The sequence below is a fragment of the Runella zeae DSM 19591 genome (assembly GCF_000423565.1).
GTDB classification, from domain to species: domain Bacteria; phylum Bacteroidota; class Bacteroidia; order Cytophagales; family Spirosomataceae; genus Runella; species Runella zeae.
In genome coordinates this window covers 260,301-282,176 of record NZ_AUIF01000011.1, presented here as the reverse complement: position 1 = coordinate 282,176, position 21,876 = coordinate 260,301, and the positions used below count along the sequence as shown (strand labels likewise).

Below are 21,876 nucleotides of genomic sequence, written 5' to 3'. Positions count from 1 at the left end.
TTAGTATGGAATTGTAAGCTTGGTACGGGTGGTACGAAGATTGTTAACTCTTCGCCCTTGCTGAAAAACTACCTGCTCACTTGACTTATCACTGTATTCGGGAAATCGAATGGGTACCCATTGATTATTAACGGCTTCGACAACGTCAAAACGAAGGGCTAAAAGGGCTTTTTGTGAGTTTGTAGATGAGCGAGCTGTGATGACTTTTGCCCTCACTTTGGCTCCTACCGGAATCACTACAACGCCCTCTGTACTCACAGCCGATATGGTACGCAGCCATACCACATCTCCCGAGGAGGCTTCGGAAGAGACTGTTTGGGCAAATTCGACCGAAAATGATTCACCGTTTAGTTCTACATGAGCCACGCGAGTGTGTTTGGGAGGAGCTTCCTCTTTTGGTTTTTCTTCCTTAGGCTTTTCTTCTTTTGCAATAGGCTTAGGCGGCTCTTCTACTTGTACAGGATTTTTTTCTTTAGGCGCTTCTTCGACCGGCAATTTCTTTTTGGTTGTTTTCGGGGGCTTTTTTTCTTCTGGTTCGGTGGGTGTTTGTATAGGTAACGTTACTTCTTTTTTGTCCACTGGAAATACCGTCACAGACTCATTTAGGTCTGATTTTGACTTCTCTGGTATTGTCTTATTATCAGATGTTTGCACTTTGGGTAATGAATCCACCACTTCAAAGGCAATGTCTTTAGAAGAGGGAGCAGGTCCATCAAATACCCAAAAACCAATTATTATGGCTGCTATAATGATAGCTCCTACCAATATGAGCCCTTCAAAACTCAGAAGATTAGCCCGTAGCTCTTGGATTTTGGTTTGGGATGTTGATTTAGAATCAGGACTACCGGCGAGCCTAGTCGGACTTACTTGGGGCTTGTCTGACTTAACCGTAGCCAAGCGCGTCAAGGGCACTATAGGCTGGGGATTTGTTTCAAATATATCTGCGGAGATAGGGCCAGGAGCTACTATAGTGGCAAGTGCTTGGCGAAGTTCCCATGCTTTCCCAAATCGCTTTTCGGGTTTTTTATGCAATAGTTTTTCTAAGATATCTTCGATAGATTTTGGTAAATCATTAATTCTACTTCTTAAAGAAATTGGCTTTTTATTGAGAATTTGGTTGATAAGGGTGTTGTCGGTCACAGGTTCAAAAGGTAACTTCCCCGACAACAATTCATATAGCAATACTCCGATGGCATACAAGTCCGACTGAATAGAAGGCTCTACGCCATTGAGCAATTCTGGAGCCATGTATTCGAGCGTACCTACTACCCTATCAGCTCGAGTGAGGCGTTGACTTCCCACCATACGAGCAATCCCAAAATCCATCAATTTGACGGTTCCTTCATGCGTAAGCATGAGATTGGCAGGTTTAATATCTCGATGCAAAATCCCTTTATAATGAGCATGTTGAAGACCGTCAAGAGCTTGAATCACTATTTTTACGGCGGTTTCTAGAGGTAACTTTCCTTTTTTTGCTACCAAGCGCTCCAACGTCATTCCATCCACAAGTTCCATTATCATTAGATTGTCGGTGCGGATTTGTAGGAAATTGTATAAAGTAGCTACATTGGGATGGTTCAACTGCGCCGAAAGCACCGCTTCATTGCGAAAACGTTCCATAAAATTGGTATCGCGCAATAAATGTGGGTGTAGCATTTTTATCGCAACTGGGCGACGCAAAAATGTATCAGTGGCCCGATACACCGTTCCCATACCGCCTTCGCCCAGCAGCTCTTCGATATGATAATTATGAAGGGTACGGCCAATCATCTTAGTTAATGTTTTTTTATTTTATTTCTTCGGTTGGACGAGGAGATTGAAAAACTGCGTTCGATACTCGTTCTAGGAGCAGCACTGTGATATTGTCGTGGCCTCCTCTTTGTTTGGCAGATTCTACCAATTGTTGAGCAGACTCGTTTAAGGCAGGAATGAGCATCAACTGAGCGATTTCGTCGTTGCTCAAATAATCGTACAAGCCATCGGTACACAGCAAAACTCGGTCATCATTTTCCAATTTATAAGTAAGAGTTTCTACATCTATTTCCACTTTGTTGTGAGTTCCCATGGCTCGCGTAAGTACATTCCGTTCGGGATGCTTCTCGGCTTCTAGTGGTGTAATCACCCCCTGACTTACCAGCATTTGGACGTAAGTATGATCCGTTGAAAGCTGTAAAATCTGCCCATTTTTAAAAATATAGAGTCTACTATCACCTACATGCGCCATGTACAAGCTTTGGTCACATACTACCAATGCCGTACAGGTAGTCCCCATTCCTCGTTGTTGTGAATTACGGCTAGCAGCTTGCCAAATAGAGCGGTTTGCTTTGGTAAAGGCCAAGAACAAACTTTCTTCTACCGATTCTTCGCGCGAGTAATATGTTTTGGCGATGGTCTCTACCGCTAGTTGTGAAGCTATTTCGCCAGCGGCGTGGCCTCCCATGCCATCAGCTACGATTGCCAAAAAACCTTTATTGGCCCGAATTCCTAAGTCAGCAGGACGAATAAACCGAGCTGCGTCTTCATTGTTTGTACGAACACACCCTACATCCGACACTACCACGGCTCGTAGGTCACTGTGAGAATCTGACACAGGCGCGTCAGTTGATTTGTCAGATAGCCATTTTTTCCAAAACATACTCGTAAGAGTTCGAGATAATACATTAATCATTGTTAACTCTTAACCACCGTTTTACCGGCATTTTATCCACAAAATCAGTGATATTATTTACCCACTCTGTAATTGAAAATAGCGGATTATTGTCGGGATTTTGCAAGGCGACCAACAGCTCATTGGCATTCATTCGAGAAGAGGCATTGGCTTTTAACAATCTTTGAATGAGACGTTTACTTTTTTTTGACACTTCTGGTACCAATAAGTCGGGTGAGGTATAATTTCCTTTTTCTATTTTGAGCCGAACTTCCGTCTCGCTTCTACCATCAAAAGGCAGGTACCCCGTTAGCATTTCATAAAACAATACCCCCAATGCCCAACAGTCCGATTCGATACCTACTTTGTTTTGAAACTGCTCGGGAGCCATATAATGTGACGTACCCACGATATAGCCTTCTTGGGTAAGCTTAGGAGTATAGACGGATTTTGCAATTCCAAAATCCAATAATTTGGCAAAACTCTCCCGATTTACTTTGACATTGCCGGGTTTCAAATCACGATGGATGATGTTTTTTTCATGCAGATGTACCACCGCCAATACGATTTGCTCCATAACCTTCCACACAAAGCTTTCGGGTAGTCGCCCTTGGCGTTTGATGAGTTTTTCGAGCGTGATTCCTTCTACATATTCCATAATGATGCAAGGAGTTCCGTTTTCGATGGTATATTCATAAAGAGCCGCAATGTGGGGATGTTGTACGGAAGCTTGGATATACGCTTCATTTTTGAACCTTGCTGCTTGGTCGGTTCGATACAAAACTTTTACGGCTGCCAAGCGGCGGGAGGTTTGGTGCTGTGCTTGATACACTTCGCCCATTCCTCCCGACCCCAGCCATTGGGTCAGAATGTACCCTTTGATATTTTGACCTAATTGCATTTGATGAAACTTTAATCGCTAACGCTTTCTTTCTTAAACCCAACTTCTGAGTAATTACCTCACTAGAAAGCACTCTCAATGAAGATGTTTATTATAACAACCTTTGCTTGCTAAGTGTGGATAAGCACTTAATTATTCGCTTTTAGGTTTTTTGAGAAGTTCCATGCCATACTTAATCGGAATCGCAAAAGAGATAATTCCCTGACGAGCATCTCCTCCACCCGCATAATAGATTCCAATCACGTTTCCTTTGTCGTCAAACATAGGTCCGCCACTATTGCCACCGCCTGTGGCATTCAAATCAAGCTGATAGCTATCCCCAAACCCTGATTGTTTGGTCGAAAATTCTGACGAGCTCTCCACTACTTGTTGGATATGCCCCGGTGAGGTAACAGGCGAAGCTACTTCAAATACCTCAGGATTAGGCTTGAAGGGGTCATTTGATTTGCGTACGACTCTTTGCTGTGGTGCACCACCCGGATAACCCATCACGATAATTTCTTCACCTGCCTTCACACTTCCGTAGTTATCTTTTAGATTAACAGGGGCTAGGTCGTTGACATCTACTTTGATAAGCGCTACATCGTGGCTTTGTGAAGGAGTAATCAAACGAGCTTCGTAAGGCTGAGATGTATTCGCAAATACGACCTTTAGGTATTTGTTTCGGCCTTCTACTTGAGCCGCGCGCCCATTGACCATTGTGGCTTCTGAAGGTACCCACCCAAATATTTGCTCGGCTCCTACGGTAGGCTCTTTGGCCAAAATAGGCTGTCCATTTTTATCAAGTCCTTGTACCATAAAACCCGGAAAATTGTTCCACGCAAAACCTGAGTATCTTGTTTTCCAGGCTGCTCCTACGTGGCGATTGGTGAGAATCTGACCATCAGAACTTACCACAAAACCACTCCCTGTACCCGTCGAGCCTACTGGCAAGCCCGCAAGCGATCTTTTTTTGGTAACAAGATAAGGCTCTACGCCATTTTGGGTTTGTACAAACAAAGGTCGAAACATTCCTTGGGCATCTGGGCGATACTCATGGTATAGTTCTTCATTTTCTTGCACTTCGTATAATTCCCACGAAATAAAAATCTTGACAACTTTGTCGGTATTAGCGGCGGCGATAGAAGCGGTCGAAATGGTTTTGCCTTGTTCTAGTTTTTCTTTCAACAAGTCCATCTGAATTTTTGATTCTTCTTGTTGTTTTTTGAGTGCTTCGGTGTATTCGTTGTTTAGCTGCGTATTATCTTCCTTATTTTTTTTCCAAAACACAAAGCCCAAAGACGAAAATATCACCAACACCGCTACTATACTGGCTGTAAGCGTACGACGCGATTTTGTACGTTCGCTGTTGATTACTCGCTCAAAAGTTTGTTTTCCAATGCCCGTTTTAGCAGGTGCTGTTTCCGATACTTCAAGAGGCACAAATTCGCTAGTAGGTTTTACGACTTCTACCAATCGAGTAGCAGGCATCAATTCGGCGGGACGAGGGTCGATGTCAAAAACAAAAATAGGGCCATTGTTTCCCAATTGGACTTCATCTCCAGGAGTGAGAGTGATGCTTCCTTTGACGCGGGTTTTGTTGACAAAAATTCCGTTGCGGCTGTTGTTGTCTATCAACGAAAACACAAGAGGGCTTTCTTTTACAATCTTGCCGTGTTCGCGGCTTACTACGGTATCTATTTCGGGGTCAAACTGAATATCGCTATCGGAAGAGCGGCCAAAGGTAAGTTCGTTGTGACTACTAAAATCAAACTCTTCGACTTGGTTGGCTTTGGCTCCGGCCAAATGACGAATTACAAATTGTTTTACTGGAGTGCTCATTTTTTTAATGTTTTTGTAGATTTTTCAATGATTGATTCTTTAGGAATGCTGCTGAGATTTGAGGCTCATTTTCAGCGAATTATTTTGTTTTTGGATGATACAAAGTTCCGCTAAAAAGCCTCATCAGTAAATCCAGAAACACCTACATTTTGGATAAGGGGAAACCTGTATTTTGGATATACAGGAAAACCTATACTCAACCCAGCACTGTAGCTGCCAAACGCCCAATATTGAGGGTACGGGCATTAGAATCAATGATTTCGCGGTATAGACCACCTGCGGCATAGAGCGTTTCGTGGGTACCACTTCCTATCACTTCTCCCTCTTGCATGACGTATATTTTATCGGCGTCCATGATTTGGCTGATGTTGTGAGAAATAATAAGTACGGTACGGTCTTTTTTGATGGCGTCTATGCTGTCTTTAATTTGTTCGGTAGTGATGGCATCCAAACTAGCGGTGGGTTCGTCCAGAAAAATAATGGGAGGGTTTTTAAGAAAAAGGCGGGCAATCGCAATCCGCTGTTGTTGCCCACCCGAAAGCGCCCTTGCTTCCGTTTGATACTCTTTGGGCATTTGGAGGATTTGGTCATGGAGACTGGCTTTTTTAGCGGCTTCCACTATTTCTTCAAAAGAAGCTTCTAAATTGCCATAGCGAATGTTTTCCTCGACGGTTCCCGAAAAGATGTGATTTTTTTGCATGACAAGCCCCACGTTTTTTCTTATCCATTGGGGATTGTATTGATGAAGTGATTCATTATCAAGCAAAATATCGCCCTCAGATGGCGAATAAAACCCCGCCAAGAGATTCATAGCAGAACTTTTTCCCGCTCCCGACAGCCCTACGATAGCCGTTGTTTTGTTTGGTTCCAGACGCAGCGACACATTTTTGAGGGCTTTTTTACCATTAGGATATACAAAATCAACACTTTTCATTTCAAAAACACCCTTCAACGTATCAGGGATTTTGAGGTCTTTTTTGCTGGTATTTTCGAGATAGCTGTTGTTTTCTATCATATCAAAAAAACCTTCTGCATAGGTAAGTGCTTCGCTGTATTCATCATAAATACGATGAAGGTGTCGCACTGGTGCCGACACATTATTGAAGAGCATCAAATGCAACAAAATAGCCCCGATTGTCATTTGTTGGTTCAATACAAAATAGATTGTTACCACAAAAACCATCACGACTCCTAGCTGCTCGGCAATACTTTTAAGGCCATCAAAAAGATAATTGGTACGGTGGTGCTTTACTTCACTATCCGATAGCTTTTGGGTCAAAGACCACTGACGTTCAGACTCATAATCTTCTCTTACAAAGGACTTTACCACAAAAATAGATTCAATCAAACTAAAGAGTGTGTTGGCTTTTTCTTCTCTAAATTGCTGAATATTGCGCCTCACTTGCTTTTGGCGCTTTGATTGCTCTCGGCTAATAAGCGCATAAAGAGGCATGATGATCGTAGCACACACGCCCACCCACACGTTTTTTTTGTACATCAGCAGCAAAGCCAAAAGTGCGTTAGCAAACATCGGAACAATATCGACGAAGATATTTTTGACCGTTTTGGTAAGACTTTCGATGCCTTTGTCGATACGCTTTTCAAGCTTGCCAATTTGATTTTGGGAAAGCGCAAAAAAAGAGAGGTGATAAGATACCATCCGCCTAATGGTATAGTTGTGCAAATCGGCGGCCAAGCGAAATCGAAGCCTATCACTCAAAAACTTTTGTCCCAGTTGCACCAATAAGTTGATGATTTCTTTGGCAAATAATACCACCACCAAGCCACCCACTATCCAAGTGATTTGCTCGGTAGTTTGGTTTTGTTGATTTAAGATATTTTGAACCGTATTTACGGTATATTCCATCACCAGAGGGGTAACTTGAGCCAACAACGCCCCCAAAGCAGTAAGCACAAAAGCCCCTACTAAACTTTGACGGTATTTTTGGACAAAAGGCCACAGTTTCTTAATAAGACCCAGAGTTGACATTCTTATAAAAGTTTTAGAAGAAGAAATAAAATGGTGGACTAAATCGCTTACGATAAGTTATTTTTTCACGATATGCTTCATTTTATAGCTTCTGCATAAATTCTCGCGTGTTGAGTGTAGCGTCTGATTCATAATCATAAAACAGCTCTACCATAGAAGATACGATGTGAGGGTCGTCGGTAAGAAAGGCCGTTAGTTTGGAAGCACGGCCGCTAGAGTTGGAGCCGCTTCCCAAAATACAAACACACAGGCTCTTCTGAATGCCGGGGGTATTTTCGCGCGGAGTACTGATGAACAATTGGATAGGCAACGTTTTGTTTACCTTCGTCACCCTCACGCCCAAATCTTGCATTTCGCGCATGGCTTGAGAATGTTGATTGTAAAGCTGCCGTATCAATACAGCTTGGGCGTCTGTATCTTCCTGACCGTTGGTCGCAATCATAAAGCGATTGTGATGAGGCACCGACTCTTTCACGGCCAAGGGAGCGTTGCTTCCACTGCGATAGGTTTCTACGGAGACGTGTTCATTGAATATTTTGCCCAAGTATTTCAAAAAAGCATGGCTTGAGCCTTCGTTTTGGTCGTTGAGTGTCACAAATTCTACCCGCGCTCCACTGCCTATTTTTTGGAGATAGATAGCCGTTTCTTTGAGTTTGTTTTCTACATCAGTACAATCTCTCAGAAGAGCCTCGGCCCTCCGTCCATAGTCAAATTGGGTAGCATGACGCAACTCGTGGGGTTTGAGGTCGGCGTGTTTGGCCACCAAATCCATTCGGAATGGCGATATAGCCTCGATTTTGGCCGTATTTGAAAGTACTAACAGGCTGTTGCCTTGGGCTTTAGAGAGGTCTATTACTTTATCGATACCTTCCAACACATCCTTTGTACCCTCCATCAGTTGGACTTTTTCGTTGACTTTACCACTCACCTCCATCATGATTCCGTTGAGAGATTTGGTGGCTTGCACCAGCAATCCCGTCTGCGTCTTGATGTTGTCCATTTCTTGTTGGTTAAGACGCTCTTTTTGGCGATTCATTTTTTCGGTAGTTACGGTCAAGAACAAACCGATAAAAATCCCAACAATCCCTCCCACAAGACCCGCAATGTCAAGTTCACGGATATATTTATCAATTCCCGCACTGAAATAGGTTCGCGAGTCTGTCCATTGACTACCTTGCATTTGGAAATCGGTCAGATAATGCGAAGTATCATAAAAAATATAATACCACTTTAGGCCCAGTGATATAAGCAGAATAATAAAGGGAATCAGAAAAAAACAGGTAAAAAGAGAAGGGTGTTTTTTAGTAATATCAAATAGCACCGCGAAAAAACCTTCATCTTGTATTTCGGTAGAATGAGTTTTGGCTTTAAAGTGCTCGGTTTGCAAAACGTTGGGTTCCATGAGTGTAAGGGGGTTTTACCGTTGTGATTTAACGATACAAAGTTCCGTCAAAACACAACACCCGTAAATCCAGAATCACCTACATTTAGGATATAGGAAAACCTACATTTTAGAATATATAGGTTTTCCTGTAGATGACTGAATTTCAAATAAATCCCCACCAAGCAAGTCCAAAACTCAGGATATTTGCCAAAAAACTTAGCCCAAGAGATAGGAGCCAGGAGACAGCCCACAGTTTTCTTATCCACACCGCTTCCACTAGAGCCACCAATATTTCGAGAAGATAAATATTACCACCAAACTGATAATAATAGTAAGAAAGGAAAGTCCAAGTAGAAGCATTGATGAGAGCTCCTATGGCAATAATCGAAAGGAATTTGTCTTTTTTATACAAAAACAACCACAGGATTGGTAATTCTACCAACCATGTTTTTAATAGATTTTGCCACATTGTTATTGTTTGTGCTTAGCTCGACGATAGCGGACAAACAACAAAGCCGCGATTGCTATCACTCCCACCACCAACAATAAATCCGAAACAGGAGCTCCCGTAGGAGGCTCTACTACGTCGGCCAAGGCTAAGTGCGTCAGGCTCATTAATCCTAAAAAGACGGAAAGCTTTTTCATGATTGATTGTGTTTTCAGATTGAAAAAAGTTTTTTGTGCAGTTTGAAAGCATAGAAATACAAAAGCCATACCCCCATGCCCCAAATAAAAAGCGGAGGTAGATAAAACAGATTTTTTCCTAAAGAAAAAACGGACGCACTTCCACCCAATGCAATAGCCAAACCAAATGCGGCTCCACTCATAGTAGCCGGCCATTGAGGAAAAGCACGTTGTAATGCTATCACACTCACTGGAGTGATTGATTGTAAAAGCCCTGTTCCTATCATCAACCATATCAATTTTCGATGCCCCCACGACAATACCACAATCGCCATTGCAAGTGATACCAACGCATACAGGCGCATCCCTACACGGTCAGAGAGCCATCCTCCTAGAAGCTTACCCACCATCGCAGCCAATGCGATGTACAACAACCACTCGTATTGATGATTATACAAAAGTTGGATGTAATTCCATATCGCTGACCGCGCTGCAATGGCGACCATCAACAAAATCATCAAATAATCATGGGTATCTAGGAAGGTAGTTTTGGGAGTATCTACTTCAAAAGGTAATGCTTCGGGCAGTTTGATAACTAGTACCAAAATGGCCACTATTCCCAAGCCTGCTACTAAAACCAGCTGTATCCATAGCGCTTGAGTGGCACCAGCCCAACCTCCCAGGGCTAACCCAAATACGCCAAAAGCTGAAAAAATACCCATATAAGATGCTTTTTGCGGAAAACTTCGCAAAGTGATACCTCCTCCTGCTACATGAAAAATGGCCGAACTCACCCCCGCCAAAATCGTACCGACCCAAATTTGAAAACCCATACAGATACTGGCCATTATCATTCCCACCAAAGCCAAAATAACGGCACTGCGATAGTATTTCAGGCGGTCGAGATATATCCCAAGGGGAAACTGCCCTCCAAAAGCTATGATATTATAAATCACTACCGCCAAAGCTACATCTGATAAAGCTACTTCTTGAGCCAGAGTACCCATCAAATAGCCAGCGGTAGCATCCGAAAAACCATGCCCTATGCCTAAAGCCCAAATGAGCGTTTGGGACTTTTCTAAAATACCCTGTTTTTTTTGCTCCATTTCTATGATTTTCAAGACCTTACCAAATATCCAATAAAAGAACGTTTTTCACAAATACTTCCTACGGCTCTTGATTCATACAGCCTATGGTTTTATAAACTATTGGTAGAATCATCCATGCAAAAATCACTTCAAAACCTTCCATTCTCAATCTATACATACCTGTATTTTAGCTATAGGAAAACCTAGATATTTGGGTTTTTGGCTTGTTTTTGTTCAAGTTTTGTGCTTATTTTCATGAAGTTATGTACTCTTTTACACTTATTTATGAAAAAGTGGTTCTTTTGTTTTTGGATACTTTCTATCTGTGCATATGCCCAAAAAACCGACTCTTTGCTCCTCCTTTTAGGGAAACTACCGGCTGATACAAGTAAGATCAGCGTTTTGTATGAATTAGGGCAGTCTTTCTGGTTACAAGGAAATGACTCTCTATCTCGCCTATACTCTAATCAATCTGTCTCCTTAGCCCAACAAATACATGATTTGAAAGGTGAAGTGAAAGCAAGACTATTACTTGTACGTATCGAAAACGAATATCTTTCTGACTTAAAAACCGCCTACAATCATTTGGATAAGGCACTAGAAATCGCCAAGGCCATTCCCGACAAATTGTTGGAAGGTCAAGTTTACTTTCGGCGGGCTCAGATTTATACCAGCTTTTTTGAAAAACAGGCCGAAGTCCAACCTCTATTTCAAAAAGCCTTGGCTCTTTTTACCGAAATCAACGACAAAGCTTGGCAAGGCTACGTATATGCGGAAATGGCCTCTTTGCTTGTCACTAGCGGCAAGCATGCCGAAGGCATCGACCTGATGCTCAAGGCCCGTAAGCTTCAAGAAGAAACCAACAATATCATGGCTCTTCGGTCGGTAGTTCCCAATTTGGGTAGTTTTTACTCTACCATAGGTCGCTATGAAAATGCACTTGCTTGTTTTAAAGAAGCCGAAATAATAGCCGAAAAACTTTCAGACAATCGGGTTAAAGCATTTGTTTTGAGCCAAAAAGGCGAAATTTTTGAGAAGCAAGGCAAATACAAAAAAGCGTTAGAGACTTTTGAACAAGCTGCTCAAATTCACCGCATTTCAAATACCATACAAGCCCTATCTCGCACTTATGGCCGAATTGGAGGCGTATATATTCTTTTGGGAAACTACGACCAAGCCTTCAAATACACCCAAGCAGCCGATAGCCTCTACAAAAGCCAAATCGACTCCAACGAATCTTTAGACCATCTCAATCAAATTAATTTTGGAAAGATTTTCTTGGCAAAAAAACAGTACAAGCGTGTGATCCAATACGCCAAGGAAGGAATTGAATGGGCTTCTGAGTCCGACCCTCCTCTTCGACGAGAAATAGCAGAATATCATCGTCAATTAGCCGAAGCTTACGAAGCCCTCAAACAGCCTCAGCTATCACTACATCATTTTAAACAGTACAAAACCCAAGCAGATAGCTTGCTCAACAACGAAGCCCTCCAAAAAATTACGGTTTCGTCCATGACTTATGAATTTGAGAAAAAACAACAAGGCAACAAAATACGCATACAAGAACTTGAAAATCAACAGCTAACCCGTACCCGAAATTTCTTATTGGGCTTTTCTTTTATTGGCGTTTTTGGGGTGGGATTTGTAATGTGGTCTAATCGAAAACTTAAAAACAAGAATCAGCAACTAAAACTTAAAAACAAAGAAATAGAAGAAGCGCTTTTTAAGGGGCAACGAATCGAACGGAAACGAGTTGCTTCAGAATTACACGATAATCTCAATACCAAACTTGCCGCTGTACGGTGGCATCTGGAAGCTATGCAAGAAGAAAATTTCAATGATTTCAACAAGAAAATTTATAATCGACTGCTTGATATGGCCAATGACGTCTATGCTGACGTAAGGCTTATTTCTCACAATATGCTCCCTGCCGAGCTCGAAACTCAGGGACTAATTCCGGCCATTGAAAAACTTGTTGAAAAGCTCAATATCAACACAAAAACTACTTTTCATCTTATCGCTCAACCTTCCTCTGATAGACTTCCTTCCGAAACAGAACACCAACTTTATAACATTACACTTGAACTCATCAACAATGTCATCAAGCATGCTCAAGCCTCAGAAGTGTGGATAAGCTATAGCCAAACCGATACCGCTGCTTGCTTATCTGTAAGCGATAATGGCATAGGAATGACCGAAGAAATGCCATCAGAAGGTATAGGAATGACCAATCTCAACAATAGAGTAGCTGCTCTTTCGGGAAAGTTAACTTTTCAAAGCAAACTAGAAGTAGGTACCAAGGCCACTATTGAAGTTCCCATTTAGATTTTTCTTTTTCATGAAAAAAATCGTATGCCTTTTCATTATTTTTTTGCTAAATGTGGGCTTTTCAAAAGCACAAAATCCCTTGTTGGATAGCCTTATCCACCATATTCATGACTTATCCACCCAAAAACCTTCTCTAAATCGTGATACCAATATCGTATTGAGTTTGAGCCTTCTTACGGAGCGCTCTATCAATTTAGGAGATTCACGTGAACTGATGTTTTTGGATTCTCTTAAAAGATTCACAGTAGCGGTAGAGTGGCCCAAGGGAATAGGGCTATATCAGCGTGCTTTGGGTAAATACAACGATATAAAGGGAAACTATACAGAAGCTTTTCAACACTATAATCAAGCCATTCAAACCCTTAAAAAAGCAGGAGGAGACCCTTACGAATTAGCGTACACGTACGTATTAGCAGCATTTGTTTTAAACAATAATGGCCTCACCAACAAATGTTTAGAACTTTTATATGAGGCGTTGCCCTACGCCAAAGCTACTACCAACAAAAACAATCTCGGTTGGATTTATGATTTCTTGGGAGACTATAATTACTATGACCCATTCGGAGTCAGAAATTATAAAAAAGCGCTTTTTTATTACAAACAAGTAGAGCGGCTTATGCCCTACACCACAAGCCCTACCCTCAAAGCGGATAATCCTCATTGTTTGGCCAATGTATATATGAAACTCGGCAATGAAGCCCTTGCCACCCAATATCGCGACAAAGCATTGGCATTAGCCAAATCTTACAACAATCGGGTTGTCATTTTTGCTACTTATGCCGATTTGGCTGATATATACGATCAAAAACAATCTTATGCCAAAGCCCTCGAATACCGCAAGGCTAGCTTAGATTATGCCCGTAGGTCGGGATGGAAAGAAATGCAATCACGGGCTGAGAATTATATTTATCGAACTTACAAACAAATGGGCGATTACCAAAATGCCCTCAAATACTATGAGCTTCATAAAATGCACGAAGATAGTCTTGGGCGATTTTCAGTCCAGAAAGCTTATGCCGAACTACAAACAAAGTACGAAGCCGAAAAACAACAACTTAGAATCAGTGATTTAGAAAATGAGAAACTCATCCAATGGCGCAATTTTTTAATCGGGCTTTCGATTTTGGGGCTTTTTGTGGCTGGTTTTGTGTTTTGGTCAAATCATAAGTTAAAAACTACCAACAAACAACTAAGTATCAAAAACAAAGAAATAGAAGAAGCACTTCTGAAAGGACAAACCCTAGAACGCAAGCGCGTAGCTTCTGAATTGCATGACAATCTAAATACCAAAATTGCGGCACTTAGGTGGCGATTAGAAGCACTTGATACTTCTAAATATCCAGAAACAGACCAAAAAATTCACGCCGGAATTCTCCAAACCCTTGAGGATGTATATGCAGATGTACGTCTTATATCTCATAATCTACTTCCCCCTGAACTCGAAACCGAAGGTTTATCCACAGCTTTACAAAAACTAATCGAAAAGCTTAATCTAAATACCAAAACCATGTTTCATCTCATTGTGGATGAAGCTTTACCGCGCCTAAATCCCACCACCGAATACCAGCTTTACAGTATTATTTTAGAGTTGGTAAACAATGTTTTGAAACATGCTCAAGCCCAAAAAGTATGGATAAGCCTTTCCGAAAAAAATCAGTCGATTTTTCTTACTGTCAGCGACGACGGTGTCGGAATGCCTACTCATAACAATCCAACGGGGGTAGGTTTGCGTAACATAAGTGCGCGGGTAGAATCGCTGAAGGGAACTTGGTCTTTAGATACAAAACCTAAGGTTGGCACCAAAATAAGTATAGAAGTACCCGCCTAAACCAATTTGTTTTTTACAGCATACTTGATAATACCTATTGCGTTTTTTACCCCCAATTTTCGTAGGATATTGTGGCGGTGCGTTTCGACTGTACCTACGCTGATAAAAAGCCGCTCCGCAATTTCTGAAGTTGAAAGTTCTTGGGCTATCAACCTTATGATTTCGAGTTCGCGAGCCGTCACAGCAATAGGCTCACTCGGAATTTCTTCGTTGGAAGTAGCAGCTAAAGAAGCCGGGCTTAGCAATTCTTTCATGACAGCCTCACTAAAATACTTCTCGCCTCTTGCTACAGTGGTGAGCGCTCTTTCTAGCTCGGCACGGTTTGCTTTTTTCATCACATAGCCCGAAATCCCCGCCTGAAACGCCTGTCGGATATTGTCGGCATCTTCCGAAACGGTGAGCATCAAGATTTTAAGATTAGGAAATTTTTGACGCACTTGAAGCGTAAGTGCTACCCCCGACAAATACGGCATACTCAAATCCGTTACTAAAATATCAATTTCGTGGGTATCCAAAAAACCCAAAACCTTGCGGCTATCATTGAGTGTTCCGACTACTTCCATTGCTGGAATCGTAGAAATCAAGAGAGAAAGGCTGTCCAAAACAATCTGATGATCGTCAGTTATAAGTACACGAATAGACATTTTTCATAAACGATTAGGGTTAATCAAAAGTAAGATAAGATTTTGAAAACCCAAAAGCCTGATTTCAAAACCTTTCTCTCTTTGCCGAACCGTATTAAAACCCTAATTTTGCAGCCCTTACTACTTTTGATGGTTTTGTGTGATTTAGTTCAAACCCACTATTGAAGTAGTAGTCATAAGATTTTTTAATTTTTATATCATTTATAAACGTGGGTCCGATACAGATTAAACAGATTCTTGCCGAAGCCAAAGTAGGCAGCGAAGTGGTGGTCAAAGGCTGGGTACGCACTAAGCGCGAAAGCAAAAACGCTATTTTTATTGCTATCAACGACGGTTCTACCATTAATAATATCCAAGCCGTCGCCGAACCAGGCCAAATCAACGAAGAAACCCTCAAATTGATTACGACCGGTTCTTGTGTGAAAGTGACTGGCAATTTGGTAGAATCGGTAGGTTCGGGGCAATCCGTAGAAGTCAAACTCACTGATGTGCTTGTCTACGGCACCGCTGACCCTGAAGTATATCCTCTCCAACCTAAGAAGCACTCTCTGGAGTTTTTACGAGAGATAGCCCACTTACGGCCACGTACCAATACTTTCAGTGCGATATTGCGTATTCGTCATGCATTGGCATTTGCAGTTCATAAATATTACAACGACAACGGCTTCTATTATCTCCATACGCCTATCATCACCGCATCCGATGCCGAAGGTGCGGGCGAAATGTTTAGGGTGACGACCCTTGATTTAGAAAAATTGCCGCGCAATGAAGAAGGAAAAATTGACTTCAAAGAAGACTTTTTTGGCCGCGAAACCAACCTTACCGTGTCAGGTCAGTTAGAGGGAGAATTGGGTGCGATGGCTTTGTCAAAAATCTATACTTTTGGTCCTACCTTCCGTGCCGAAAACTCCAATACCACCCGCCACTTGGCAGAGTTTTGGATGATTGAGCCCGAAATGGCCTTCTTCGAGCTGGAAGACAACATGAACCTAGCCGAAGACTTCGTAAAATATGTGATTCGGTATGCCGTCGAAAACTGCCAAGAAGACTTGATTTTTTTACAAAAACGCCTCGAAGAAGAAGAAAAATCAAAACCCCAAAACGAACGCTCGATGCCTTTGCTCGAAAAACTGCGTTTTGTGATAGATAATTCTTTTGAGCGCATTACCTATACGGAAGCAATCGACATTTTGTTGAAATCAAAACCTCACAAAGAAAAGAAATTCCAATATCCGGTAGAATGGGGAATCGATTTGCAATCAGAACATGAGCGTTTTTTGGTAGAAAAACATTTCAAAAAACCTATCATTTTGACCAATTATCCACGGGCTATCAAGTCGTTTTATATGAAACAAAACGAGCCTAATGAGTTAGAACCTGGCCCAACGGTTCGGGCAATGGATGTACTTTTTCCGGGCATTGGCGAAATCATTGGTGGCTCCCAAAGAGAAGAAAACTACGACAAACTGGTTACGAGAATGCACGAAGTGGGTATCGAACCCGAATCGATGTGGTGGTTTTTGGAAACTCGTAAATTTGGTACAGCACCGCATTCGGGTTTTGGGCTTGGTTTTGAGCGCTTGATTTTGTTTGTGACAGGTATGACCAACATTCGCGATGTGATTCCTTTCCCTCGTACGCCCAAATCGGCCGAGTTTTAAGTTACTTTTTTTAAAGTTATTCATAAACAAAAAGCACTTTCATGACGAAGGTGCTTTTTTTAGTTAATTTTGCCAACATACCAATTACAGTGAATCCCATGCAAGACAATAAAAACGAAATCGAACAACAAATCAACGTTGAAATCTCGGAAGAAATGGCCGAGGGTGTGTATTCAAACTTAGTGATGATTGCCCATTCTAATACTGAGTTTATTCTGGACTTTATTCGTTTGATGCCTGGTGTACCCAAAGCTAAAGTAAAGGCGAGAGTTATTTTAACCCCTGAACATGCTCAACGTTTACTGATTGCTCTTAAAGATAACATTCGCAAATTTGAAGACAACCACGGCGATATAAGACAGGCCGAAGATCCAGATTTTCCATTTGTAAATTTTGGAGGTCCCATAGGCGAAGCTTAATCTATGATTACTTATAATCCTAAAGACTGGTGGAAACTTATCTTTGCCTTCCACCGAAGCGATACCTTTATGTTTTTATTACCGGGTATCCTTGGAGTTGCTGCTTATACTGGCGTAGTCGCTTATATAGAAAATGACATATTCCACGCTTCTTTCAAAAATACCACCGTTGTACATTCACTCGTAGGATTTGTATTATCAATGCTACTGGTATTTCGTACCAATACCGCCTACGAGCGTTGGTGGGAAGGCCGAAAAATTTGGGGGAGTTTTGTGAATAACTCTCGAAACTTGTCTTTGAAACTAGACACCTTTCTTCCCAAAGAAGATAATCATACACGCCAAGTTTTTCGGATTTTGATCAGCAACTATGTCTATGCTTCCAAAGAACACCTTCGGGCGGGCGTGAATACAAACGAACTAGAACAAATCGGGAAGTATAACTCCCATTTTTTTAACCAAAAGAAACACGTCCCTAATCAAATCATGGGGGCAATTTATGAAGAGATTCATCAGCTTTATCAAAAGGGAGTGATTACAGGCGACCAACTTTTCATCCTTAATGAAGAACTTCGTTCTTTTACCGATAACATTGGGGCTTGCGAGCGCATCAAGCGTACACCTATCCCTTATGCCTACAGCTTGTTTCTAAAAAAAGTCATTTTCTTGTATGTATTTACCATGCCCATTGGATTCGTGATTGAATTCAAATATTGGGCTGTTCCTATTGTCGCTATCATCTTCTATGTCTTTGCAAGTATTGAAGTACTAGCGGAAGAAATTGAAGACCCTTTTGGCACCGATGCCAATGACCTTCCCACGGATACTATTTATAACACCATTCACGACAACCTTAGTGAGATTCTTAAATAATCCTTTCTAAAAGGTTTTTCTGAGTGTTTGTTTCGCAAACTTGCAGGGTTTTGTACCTTTGCAAAACTTTCTTTGTGCTTCTGACTATGTCACAACTTTCTGTACGGCACCTTTTGGGCATCAAAAACCTCACCGAATCAGACATTTACAGTATTTTAGATACCGCGACTCAATTCAAAGACGTCATCAATCGTCCGATAAAAAAAGTACCATCGCTGAGAGATGTAACGATCGCAAACGTTTTTTTTGAAAATTCGACCCGAACGCGTCTGTCTTTTGAATTAGCCGAAAAAAGACTTTCGGCCGATGTTGTCAATTTCTCGGCCTCGGGAAGTTCTGTTAAAAAGGGAGAAACGCTACTCGATACTGTCAACAACATCCTTTCGATGAAAGTAGATATGATAGTGATGCGTCATAGCAGCCCTGGAGCGCCTCATTATCTCTCTCAACGAATATCCGCCAATGTCGTCAATGCCGGCGACGGTACCCACGAGCACCCTACGCAAGCTCTCTTAGATGCATTTTCTATCCGTGAGCAGATTGGGGATTTGGCTGGCAAAAAAATCGCCATCATTGGAGATATTTTACACTCCAGAGTAGCACTGTCCAATATATTTTGTTTGAAAAAATTAGGTGCACAAGTCCGAGTATGTGGCCCCACTACCCTTATCCCGAAATATATTTCTTCTCTTGGCGTAGAAGTAAGCCACAATGTAAAAGAAACGCTTCAATGGTGTGATGTGGCCAATGTACTTCGTATTCAACTTGAAAGACTTCAAGTCAAATATTTCCCCAGCCTAAGGGAGTATTCGCTGTACTTTGGAATCAATAAGAAAATGCTGGATGAAGTAGACCACGATATTGTATTGATGCACCCAGGTCCTATCAATCGGGGAGTAGAGCTTACTTCAGATGCCGCCGATTCGCGTCAGAGTATCATTCTGAATCAAGTAGAAAATGGCGTAGCAGTGCGGATGGCTGTATTGTATTTGCTCGCCCAACAATAGCAAAAAAGTGAGGTAGAAGAACTCCTTTACCTCACTTTTAGATTTAAGCCGAATTTCGAGCTGCGTTGATGATGCCAAACATTGCTCTTATTACTAATTTATTATAAACTTCTATTTCTGAAGGCGATACCTCTCCGCTTTGAAGCTTCTGAAGGGCGTATTGCTGAATCGTCATTAAAGGCAATACGATTCTTTCCCTAACTTTGATAGAATCTTTGGTCACCGGGTTTTGATTCATCAATTCTTGCTCCCCCGAAAATTCCAACATCAATTTGATACTGCGCTCATATTCTTCATACATCATGTTCCAAAGAGTACTAAACTCTGCATTCTCTTTTAGGTATTTGGTAGCAGGATAATACGCCTTCATTAAAGATTGCATTGAATTTTCGACGAGCGTTCGCACAAACAAAGAGCGTTTATAAAGCCGCCGCAATGTTTCCATTTTTCCTTCGCTTTTAAGTTTTTCGAGCGCTGACCCAAATCCATAAAAACCAGGAACATTTTGTTTCATTTGAGCCCAAGACCCTACAAACGGAATCGCTCGCAAATCTTCAAATTTAAGGCCACCACCACTGCCTCTTTTGTCAGGACGGCTTCCTATTTTAGTTTGCCCATAAAAACGCAAAGGAGTAATCTTTTCAAGGTAAGGTACAAACGTAGGGTGATTTTTAAGCCCTAAATAAGCTTCATAAGCCACATCAGCAAGTTCTTCCATCAAAGCTTTGTCAGTTTCAGAAAGCTGATCTTTGGTACTTTTGGACGTAAAAAGATGGTTTTCTAGGCCTGCGGTAAAAAGTCGCTCTAAATTATACATTGCCGTGGGTACGGTGCCATAATTTGAACTAATGGTTTGGCCCTGTACTGTAAGTTGAATTTCCTTGTCTTCAATATCTTTCCCTAGTGATGCATAAAAAGCGTGGTTGTTTCCACCACCACGACCCGGAGGCCCTCCACGACCGTCGAAGAAGGTTACTTTTACATCATATTCTCTTGATATTTTTGTAAGTTGTTCTTTAGCCGTGAAAATCGACCAGTTAGCTCTTAGGTAGCCTCCATCTTTGGTACCATCCGAAAACCCTACCATGATGGTCTGCTGATTGCCTCGTTTGGCCAAATGAGTGCGATAAAATGGATTCTCATAAAGCTGCTGCATCACTTCCGCCGCGCCTGCCAAATCATCTACCGTTTCAAACAAAGGCACGATATCCACATTTATCTCGGTAGTTTTCCACACATTCTTCATCAACGCCAATACTTCTACTACATTCAAAGCACTACCACAATTGCTAATCACATATCTATGGGCTCCTGCTTCGCCATTACGGCGTTGAATCTCTCTAATCGCCAACATCGACCCACAAATATCTCGGGCGATGGGGTCTTGAAAATCATTTTCGTTTATTTCTACTTGCAACGACAACAAAAACTCAATTTTCTTTTTCTCATCCCAAGTTTCATAGTCAGCATAAGTAAAAACTGGAATCTGCTTTTCAATTTTATTGAGAATTTCCTGCCAGGCTAAGGTATGTTTTGGACTGACTTGGCGTATGTCTAAACTCGCAAAGAAGAATCCAAATAGTCTGATTTTGAGGATAATATCATCTAACGAATCTACAAAAAAACTATCGTGGTATTTTACCAGTACCTCGCGTGCCTTCTGCAAATCGTCAAGAAGCTCATCGGCCGAAGCATAATGTTCTTGATCAGGATAATAAATAGCGTTATTGGTTTTACGCTCAGCATTAGCAATTATTTCCTCGACTCCTTCAAAAGTCAAGCGGCGTTTAAGATATTTTATATCTCTCCAATAGCACTTTAACAAAATTTGGCGCAGACGGTCGGCTACTTGAAGGGTGACATCGGAGGTCACGAAGGGGTTTCCGTCTCTATCTCCTCCTGGCCAAAACCCTAATCTAAACAACTGAGTATGAGGCCATTCATTAATAGGAATATTAAGACCTCTCAGTAGTTTTTGTAAAATAGCAGGAATAGCGTCATAAAATACATTTTCCAAAAACCAGCCAAGCGTCAATGCTTCATCGAAAGGTGTAGGCTTATTTTTATTGATAAACCCAGTTTTTCCCAATTGAAGCAACAGGTTGTTGACTGCCACAAAATCATTGTCTTTGATTGCCTCTTCCAAATCAGTAATGATTCCCAGTACTTTTCCAGGATAAAATTGAGTAGGATGAGCTGTTAGCACAATTCTGACACAAAAATCATCTAATTTTTTCAGTAATTTTTGGCGTAAATCTTCACTATCCACGCGATTGAGTAGCTGAGTGATAGAGCCTTGTCCATTCAAATCGTGCGTTTGGTTAAATCCTGCATCTTCCACCGAATCAAACAATACTACCTGACGCTCAATAAATTTAATAAAATTAAAGAGTAAATCTTTTCTTTCATGCTCAGTAGCGTGCTCGATATATTCTTCGAAAAAAGACTCAATAATCTGCTGAGGGCTTTTCCCTGCTTCAAACCCCTCTTCACTAGCTTGGGTTAGCAGCGGTAATAAAGTACCTGTCCGAAAAATGTCCTGAAACGGCAGACTCAAAAATAGGCTGTTGAAGATATTATATTTCGTCACAACAGCATCTTGATATACGTTGGGCATTGTGGGTTGTTAATTTAAAGGTGGGTAATGAAAAGCGAATAAAA

General features: G+C 41.5%; 17 protein-coding genes. 6 read left to right on the top strand and 11 right to left on the bottom strand.

All coding sequences use genetic code 11. The annotated features are described in order from the left end of the window. From G563_RS36725 to G563_RS0104665, 9 genes are all read right to left on the bottom strand, one after another. Entirely contained in the window at positions 1 to 1,770 is a 1,770-nt protein-coding gene (locus G563_RS36725; protein ID WP_051210764.1) for a serine/threonine protein kinase, read from the bottom strand. Positions 1,771 to 1,786: 16 nt separating this feature from the next. Further along, on the bottom strand, positions 1,787 to 2,668 hold the full coding sequence (locus tag G563_RS33720) for a Stp1/IreP family PP2C-type Ser/Thr phosphatase (RefSeq protein WP_084650762.1): 882 nt from the start codon (positions 2,666 to 2,668) through the stop codon (positions 1,787 to 1,789). Then, complete coding sequence (locus tag G563_RS33715) at positions 2,661 to 3,548, bottom strand: serine/threonine-protein kinase (protein ID WP_037325873.1); 888 nt, start codon at positions 3,546 to 3,548, stop codon at positions 2,661 to 2,663. The genes G563_RS33720 and G563_RS33715 overlap by 8 nt, the downstream gene beginning before the upstream one ends. A gap of 132 nt (positions 3,549 to 3,680) precedes the next feature. After that, entirely contained in the window at positions 3,681 to 5,369 is a 1,689-nt protein-coding gene (locus tag G563_RS0104695; RefSeq protein WP_084650761.1) for a trypsin-like peptidase domain-containing protein, read from the bottom strand. Between the two features lie 196 nt (positions 5,370 to 5,565). Further along, entirely contained in the window at positions 5,566 to 7,359 is a 1,794-nt protein-coding gene (locus G563_RS0104685; RefSeq protein WP_028664290.1) for an ABC transporter ATP-binding protein, read from the bottom strand. An 82-nt stretch (positions 7,360 to 7,441) separates the two neighbouring features. Beyond that, entirely contained in the window at positions 7,442 to 8,761 is a 1,320-nt protein-coding gene (locus tag G563_RS0104680; protein WP_028664289.1) for a hypothetical protein, read from the bottom strand. A 145-nt stretch (positions 8,762 to 8,906) separates the two neighbouring features. Beyond that, positions 8,907 to 9,212 (bottom strand): hypothetical protein, encoded by a 306-nt coding sequence (locus G563_RS0104675; protein ID WP_028664288.1) that lies wholly within the window; start codon positions 9,210 to 9,212, stop codon positions 8,907 to 8,909. Between the two features lie 2 nt (positions 9,213 to 9,214). Beyond that, positions 9,215 to 9,388 (bottom strand): hypothetical protein, encoded by a 174-nt coding sequence (locus tag G563_RS37900; RefSeq protein WP_157585072.1) that lies wholly within the window; start codon positions 9,386 to 9,388, stop codon positions 9,215 to 9,217. Between the two features lie 14 nt (positions 9,389 to 9,402). After that, on the bottom strand, positions 9,403 to 10,473 hold the full coding sequence (locus G563_RS0104665) for an MFS transporter (protein WP_028664287.1): 1,071 nt from the start codon (positions 10,471 to 10,473) through the stop codon (positions 9,403 to 9,405). A 267-nt stretch (positions 10,474 to 10,740) separates the two neighbouring features. Here G563_RS0104665 and G563_RS0104660 point away from each other — a divergent pair, with 267 nt between their 5' ends. Both G563_RS0104660 and G563_RS0104655 read left to right on the top strand, forming a co-directional pair. Further along, positions 10,741 to 12,780: a tetratricopeptide repeat-containing sensor histidine kinase gene (locus G563_RS0104660; protein ID WP_028664286.1), complete on the top strand. Its 2,040-nt coding sequence runs from the start codon at positions 10,741 to 10,743 to the stop codon at positions 12,778 to 12,780. Positions 12,781 to 12,793: 13 nt separating this feature from the next. Beyond that, positions 12,794 to 14,611 (top strand): tetratricopeptide repeat-containing sensor histidine kinase, encoded by a 1,818-nt coding sequence (locus G563_RS0104655; protein ID WP_028664285.1) that lies wholly within the window; start codon positions 12,794 to 12,796, stop codon positions 14,609 to 14,611. Here the strand turns inward: G563_RS0104655 and G563_RS0104650 are convergent. Then, the gene (locus G563_RS0104650; protein WP_037325870.1) at positions 14,608 to 15,255 is read right to left on the bottom strand and encodes a response regulator; all 648 of its coding nucleotides are present in this window, start codon (positions 15,253 to 15,255) and stop codon (positions 14,608 to 14,610) included. The genes G563_RS0104655 and G563_RS0104650 overlap by 4 nt on opposite strands. Before the next feature lie 209 nt (positions 15,256 to 15,464). Here G563_RS0104650 and asnS point away from each other — a divergent pair, with 209 nt between their 5' ends. From asnS to G563_RS0104630, 4 genes are all read left to right on the top strand, one after another. Beyond that, a complete protein-coding gene (asnS, locus tag G563_RS0104645) occupies positions 15,465 to 16,916 on the top strand; it encodes an asparagine--tRNA ligase (protein WP_028664283.1) in 1,452 nt (483 codons plus the stop codon). Positions 16,917 to 17,014: 98 nt separating this feature from the next. Next, complete coding sequence (locus G563_RS0104640) at positions 17,015 to 17,335, top strand: DUF3467 domain-containing protein (RefSeq protein WP_028664282.1); 321 nt, start codon at positions 17,015 to 17,017, stop codon at positions 17,333 to 17,335. Between the two features lie 3 nt (positions 17,336 to 17,338). Beyond that, positions 17,339 to 18,208: a bestrophin family protein gene (locus tag G563_RS0104635; RefSeq protein WP_028664281.1), complete on the top strand. Its 870-nt coding sequence runs from the start codon at positions 17,339 to 17,341 to the stop codon at positions 18,206 to 18,208. 86 nt (positions 18,209 to 18,294) lie between these two features. Next, positions 18,295 to 19,215 carry an aspartate carbamoyltransferase catalytic subunit gene (locus G563_RS0104630; RefSeq protein ID WP_028664280.1) on the top strand — a complete coding sequence of 307 codons (921 nt, stop codon included), beginning with the start codon at positions 18,295 to 18,297 and terminating at the stop codon, positions 19,213 to 19,215. Positions 19,216 to 19,258: 43 nt separating this feature from the next. Here G563_RS0104630 and G563_RS0104625 read toward each other — a convergent pair whose 3' ends face one another. Further along, entirely contained in the window at positions 19,259 to 21,832 is a 2,574-nt protein-coding gene (locus G563_RS0104625; protein ID WP_028664279.1) for a phosphoenolpyruvate carboxylase, read from the bottom strand. Positions 21,833 to 21,876 lie beyond the last annotated feature (44 nt).

Coding starts and splice junctions, on each gene's coding strand:
- G563_RS0104635 (WP_028664281.1), top strand. CDS start 17,339: ATGATTACTTATAATCCTAAAGACTGGTGGAAACTTATCTTTGCCTTC.
- G563_RS36725 (WP_051210764.1), bottom strand. CDS start 1,770: ATGATTGGCCGTACCCTTCATAATTATCATATCGAAGAGCTGCTGGGC.
- G563_RS0104625 (WP_028664279.1), bottom strand. CDS start 21,832: ATGCCCAACGTATATCAAGATGCTGTTGTGACGAAATATAATATCTTC.
- G563_RS0104695 (WP_084650761.1), bottom strand. CDS start 5,369: ATGAGCACTCCAGTAAAACAATTTGTAATTCGTCATTTGGCCGGAGCC.
- G563_RS0104685 (WP_028664290.1), bottom strand. CDS start 7,359: ATGTCAACTCTGGGTCTTATTAAGAAACTGTGGCCTTTTGTCCAAAAA.
- G563_RS0104640 (WP_028664282.1), top strand. CDS start 17,015: ATGCAAGACAATAAAAACGAAATCGAACAACAAATCAACGTTGAAATC.
- G563_RS0104660 (WP_028664286.1), top strand. CDS start 10,741: ATGAAAAAGTGGTTCTTTTGTTTTTGGATACTTTCTATCTGTGCATAT.
- G563_RS0104630 (WP_028664280.1), top strand. CDS start 18,295: ATGTCACAACTTTCTGTACGGCACCTTTTGGGCATCAAAAACCTCACC.
- G563_RS0104655 (WP_028664285.1), top strand. CDS start 12,794: ATGAAAAAAATCGTATGCCTTTTCATTATTTTTTTGCTAAATGTGGGC.
- G563_RS0104675 (WP_028664288.1), bottom strand. CDS start 9,212: ATGTGGCAAAATCTATTAAAAACATGGTTGGTAGAATTACCAATCCTG.
- G563_RS0104650 (WP_037325870.1), bottom strand. CDS start 15,255: ATGTCTATTCGTGTACTTATAACTGACGATCATCAGATTGTTTTGGAC.
- G563_RS0104680 (WP_028664289.1), bottom strand. CDS start 8,761: ATGGAACCCAACGTTTTGCAAACCGAGCACTTTAAAGCCAAAACTCAT.
- G563_RS33720 (WP_084650762.1), bottom strand. CDS start 2,668: ATGATTAATGTATTATCTCGAACTCTTACGAGTATGTTTTGGAAAAAA.
- G563_RS33715 (WP_037325873.1), bottom strand. CDS start 3,548: ATGCAATTAGGTCAAAATATCAAAGGGTACATTCTGACCCAATGGCTG.
- G563_RS0104665 (WP_028664287.1), bottom strand. CDS start 10,473: ATGGAGCAAAAAAAACAGGGTATTTTAGAAAAGTCCCAAACGCTCATT.
- G563_RS37900 (WP_157585072.1), bottom strand. CDS start 9,388: ATGAAAAAGCTTTCCGTCTTTTTAGGATTAATGAGCCTGACGCACTTA.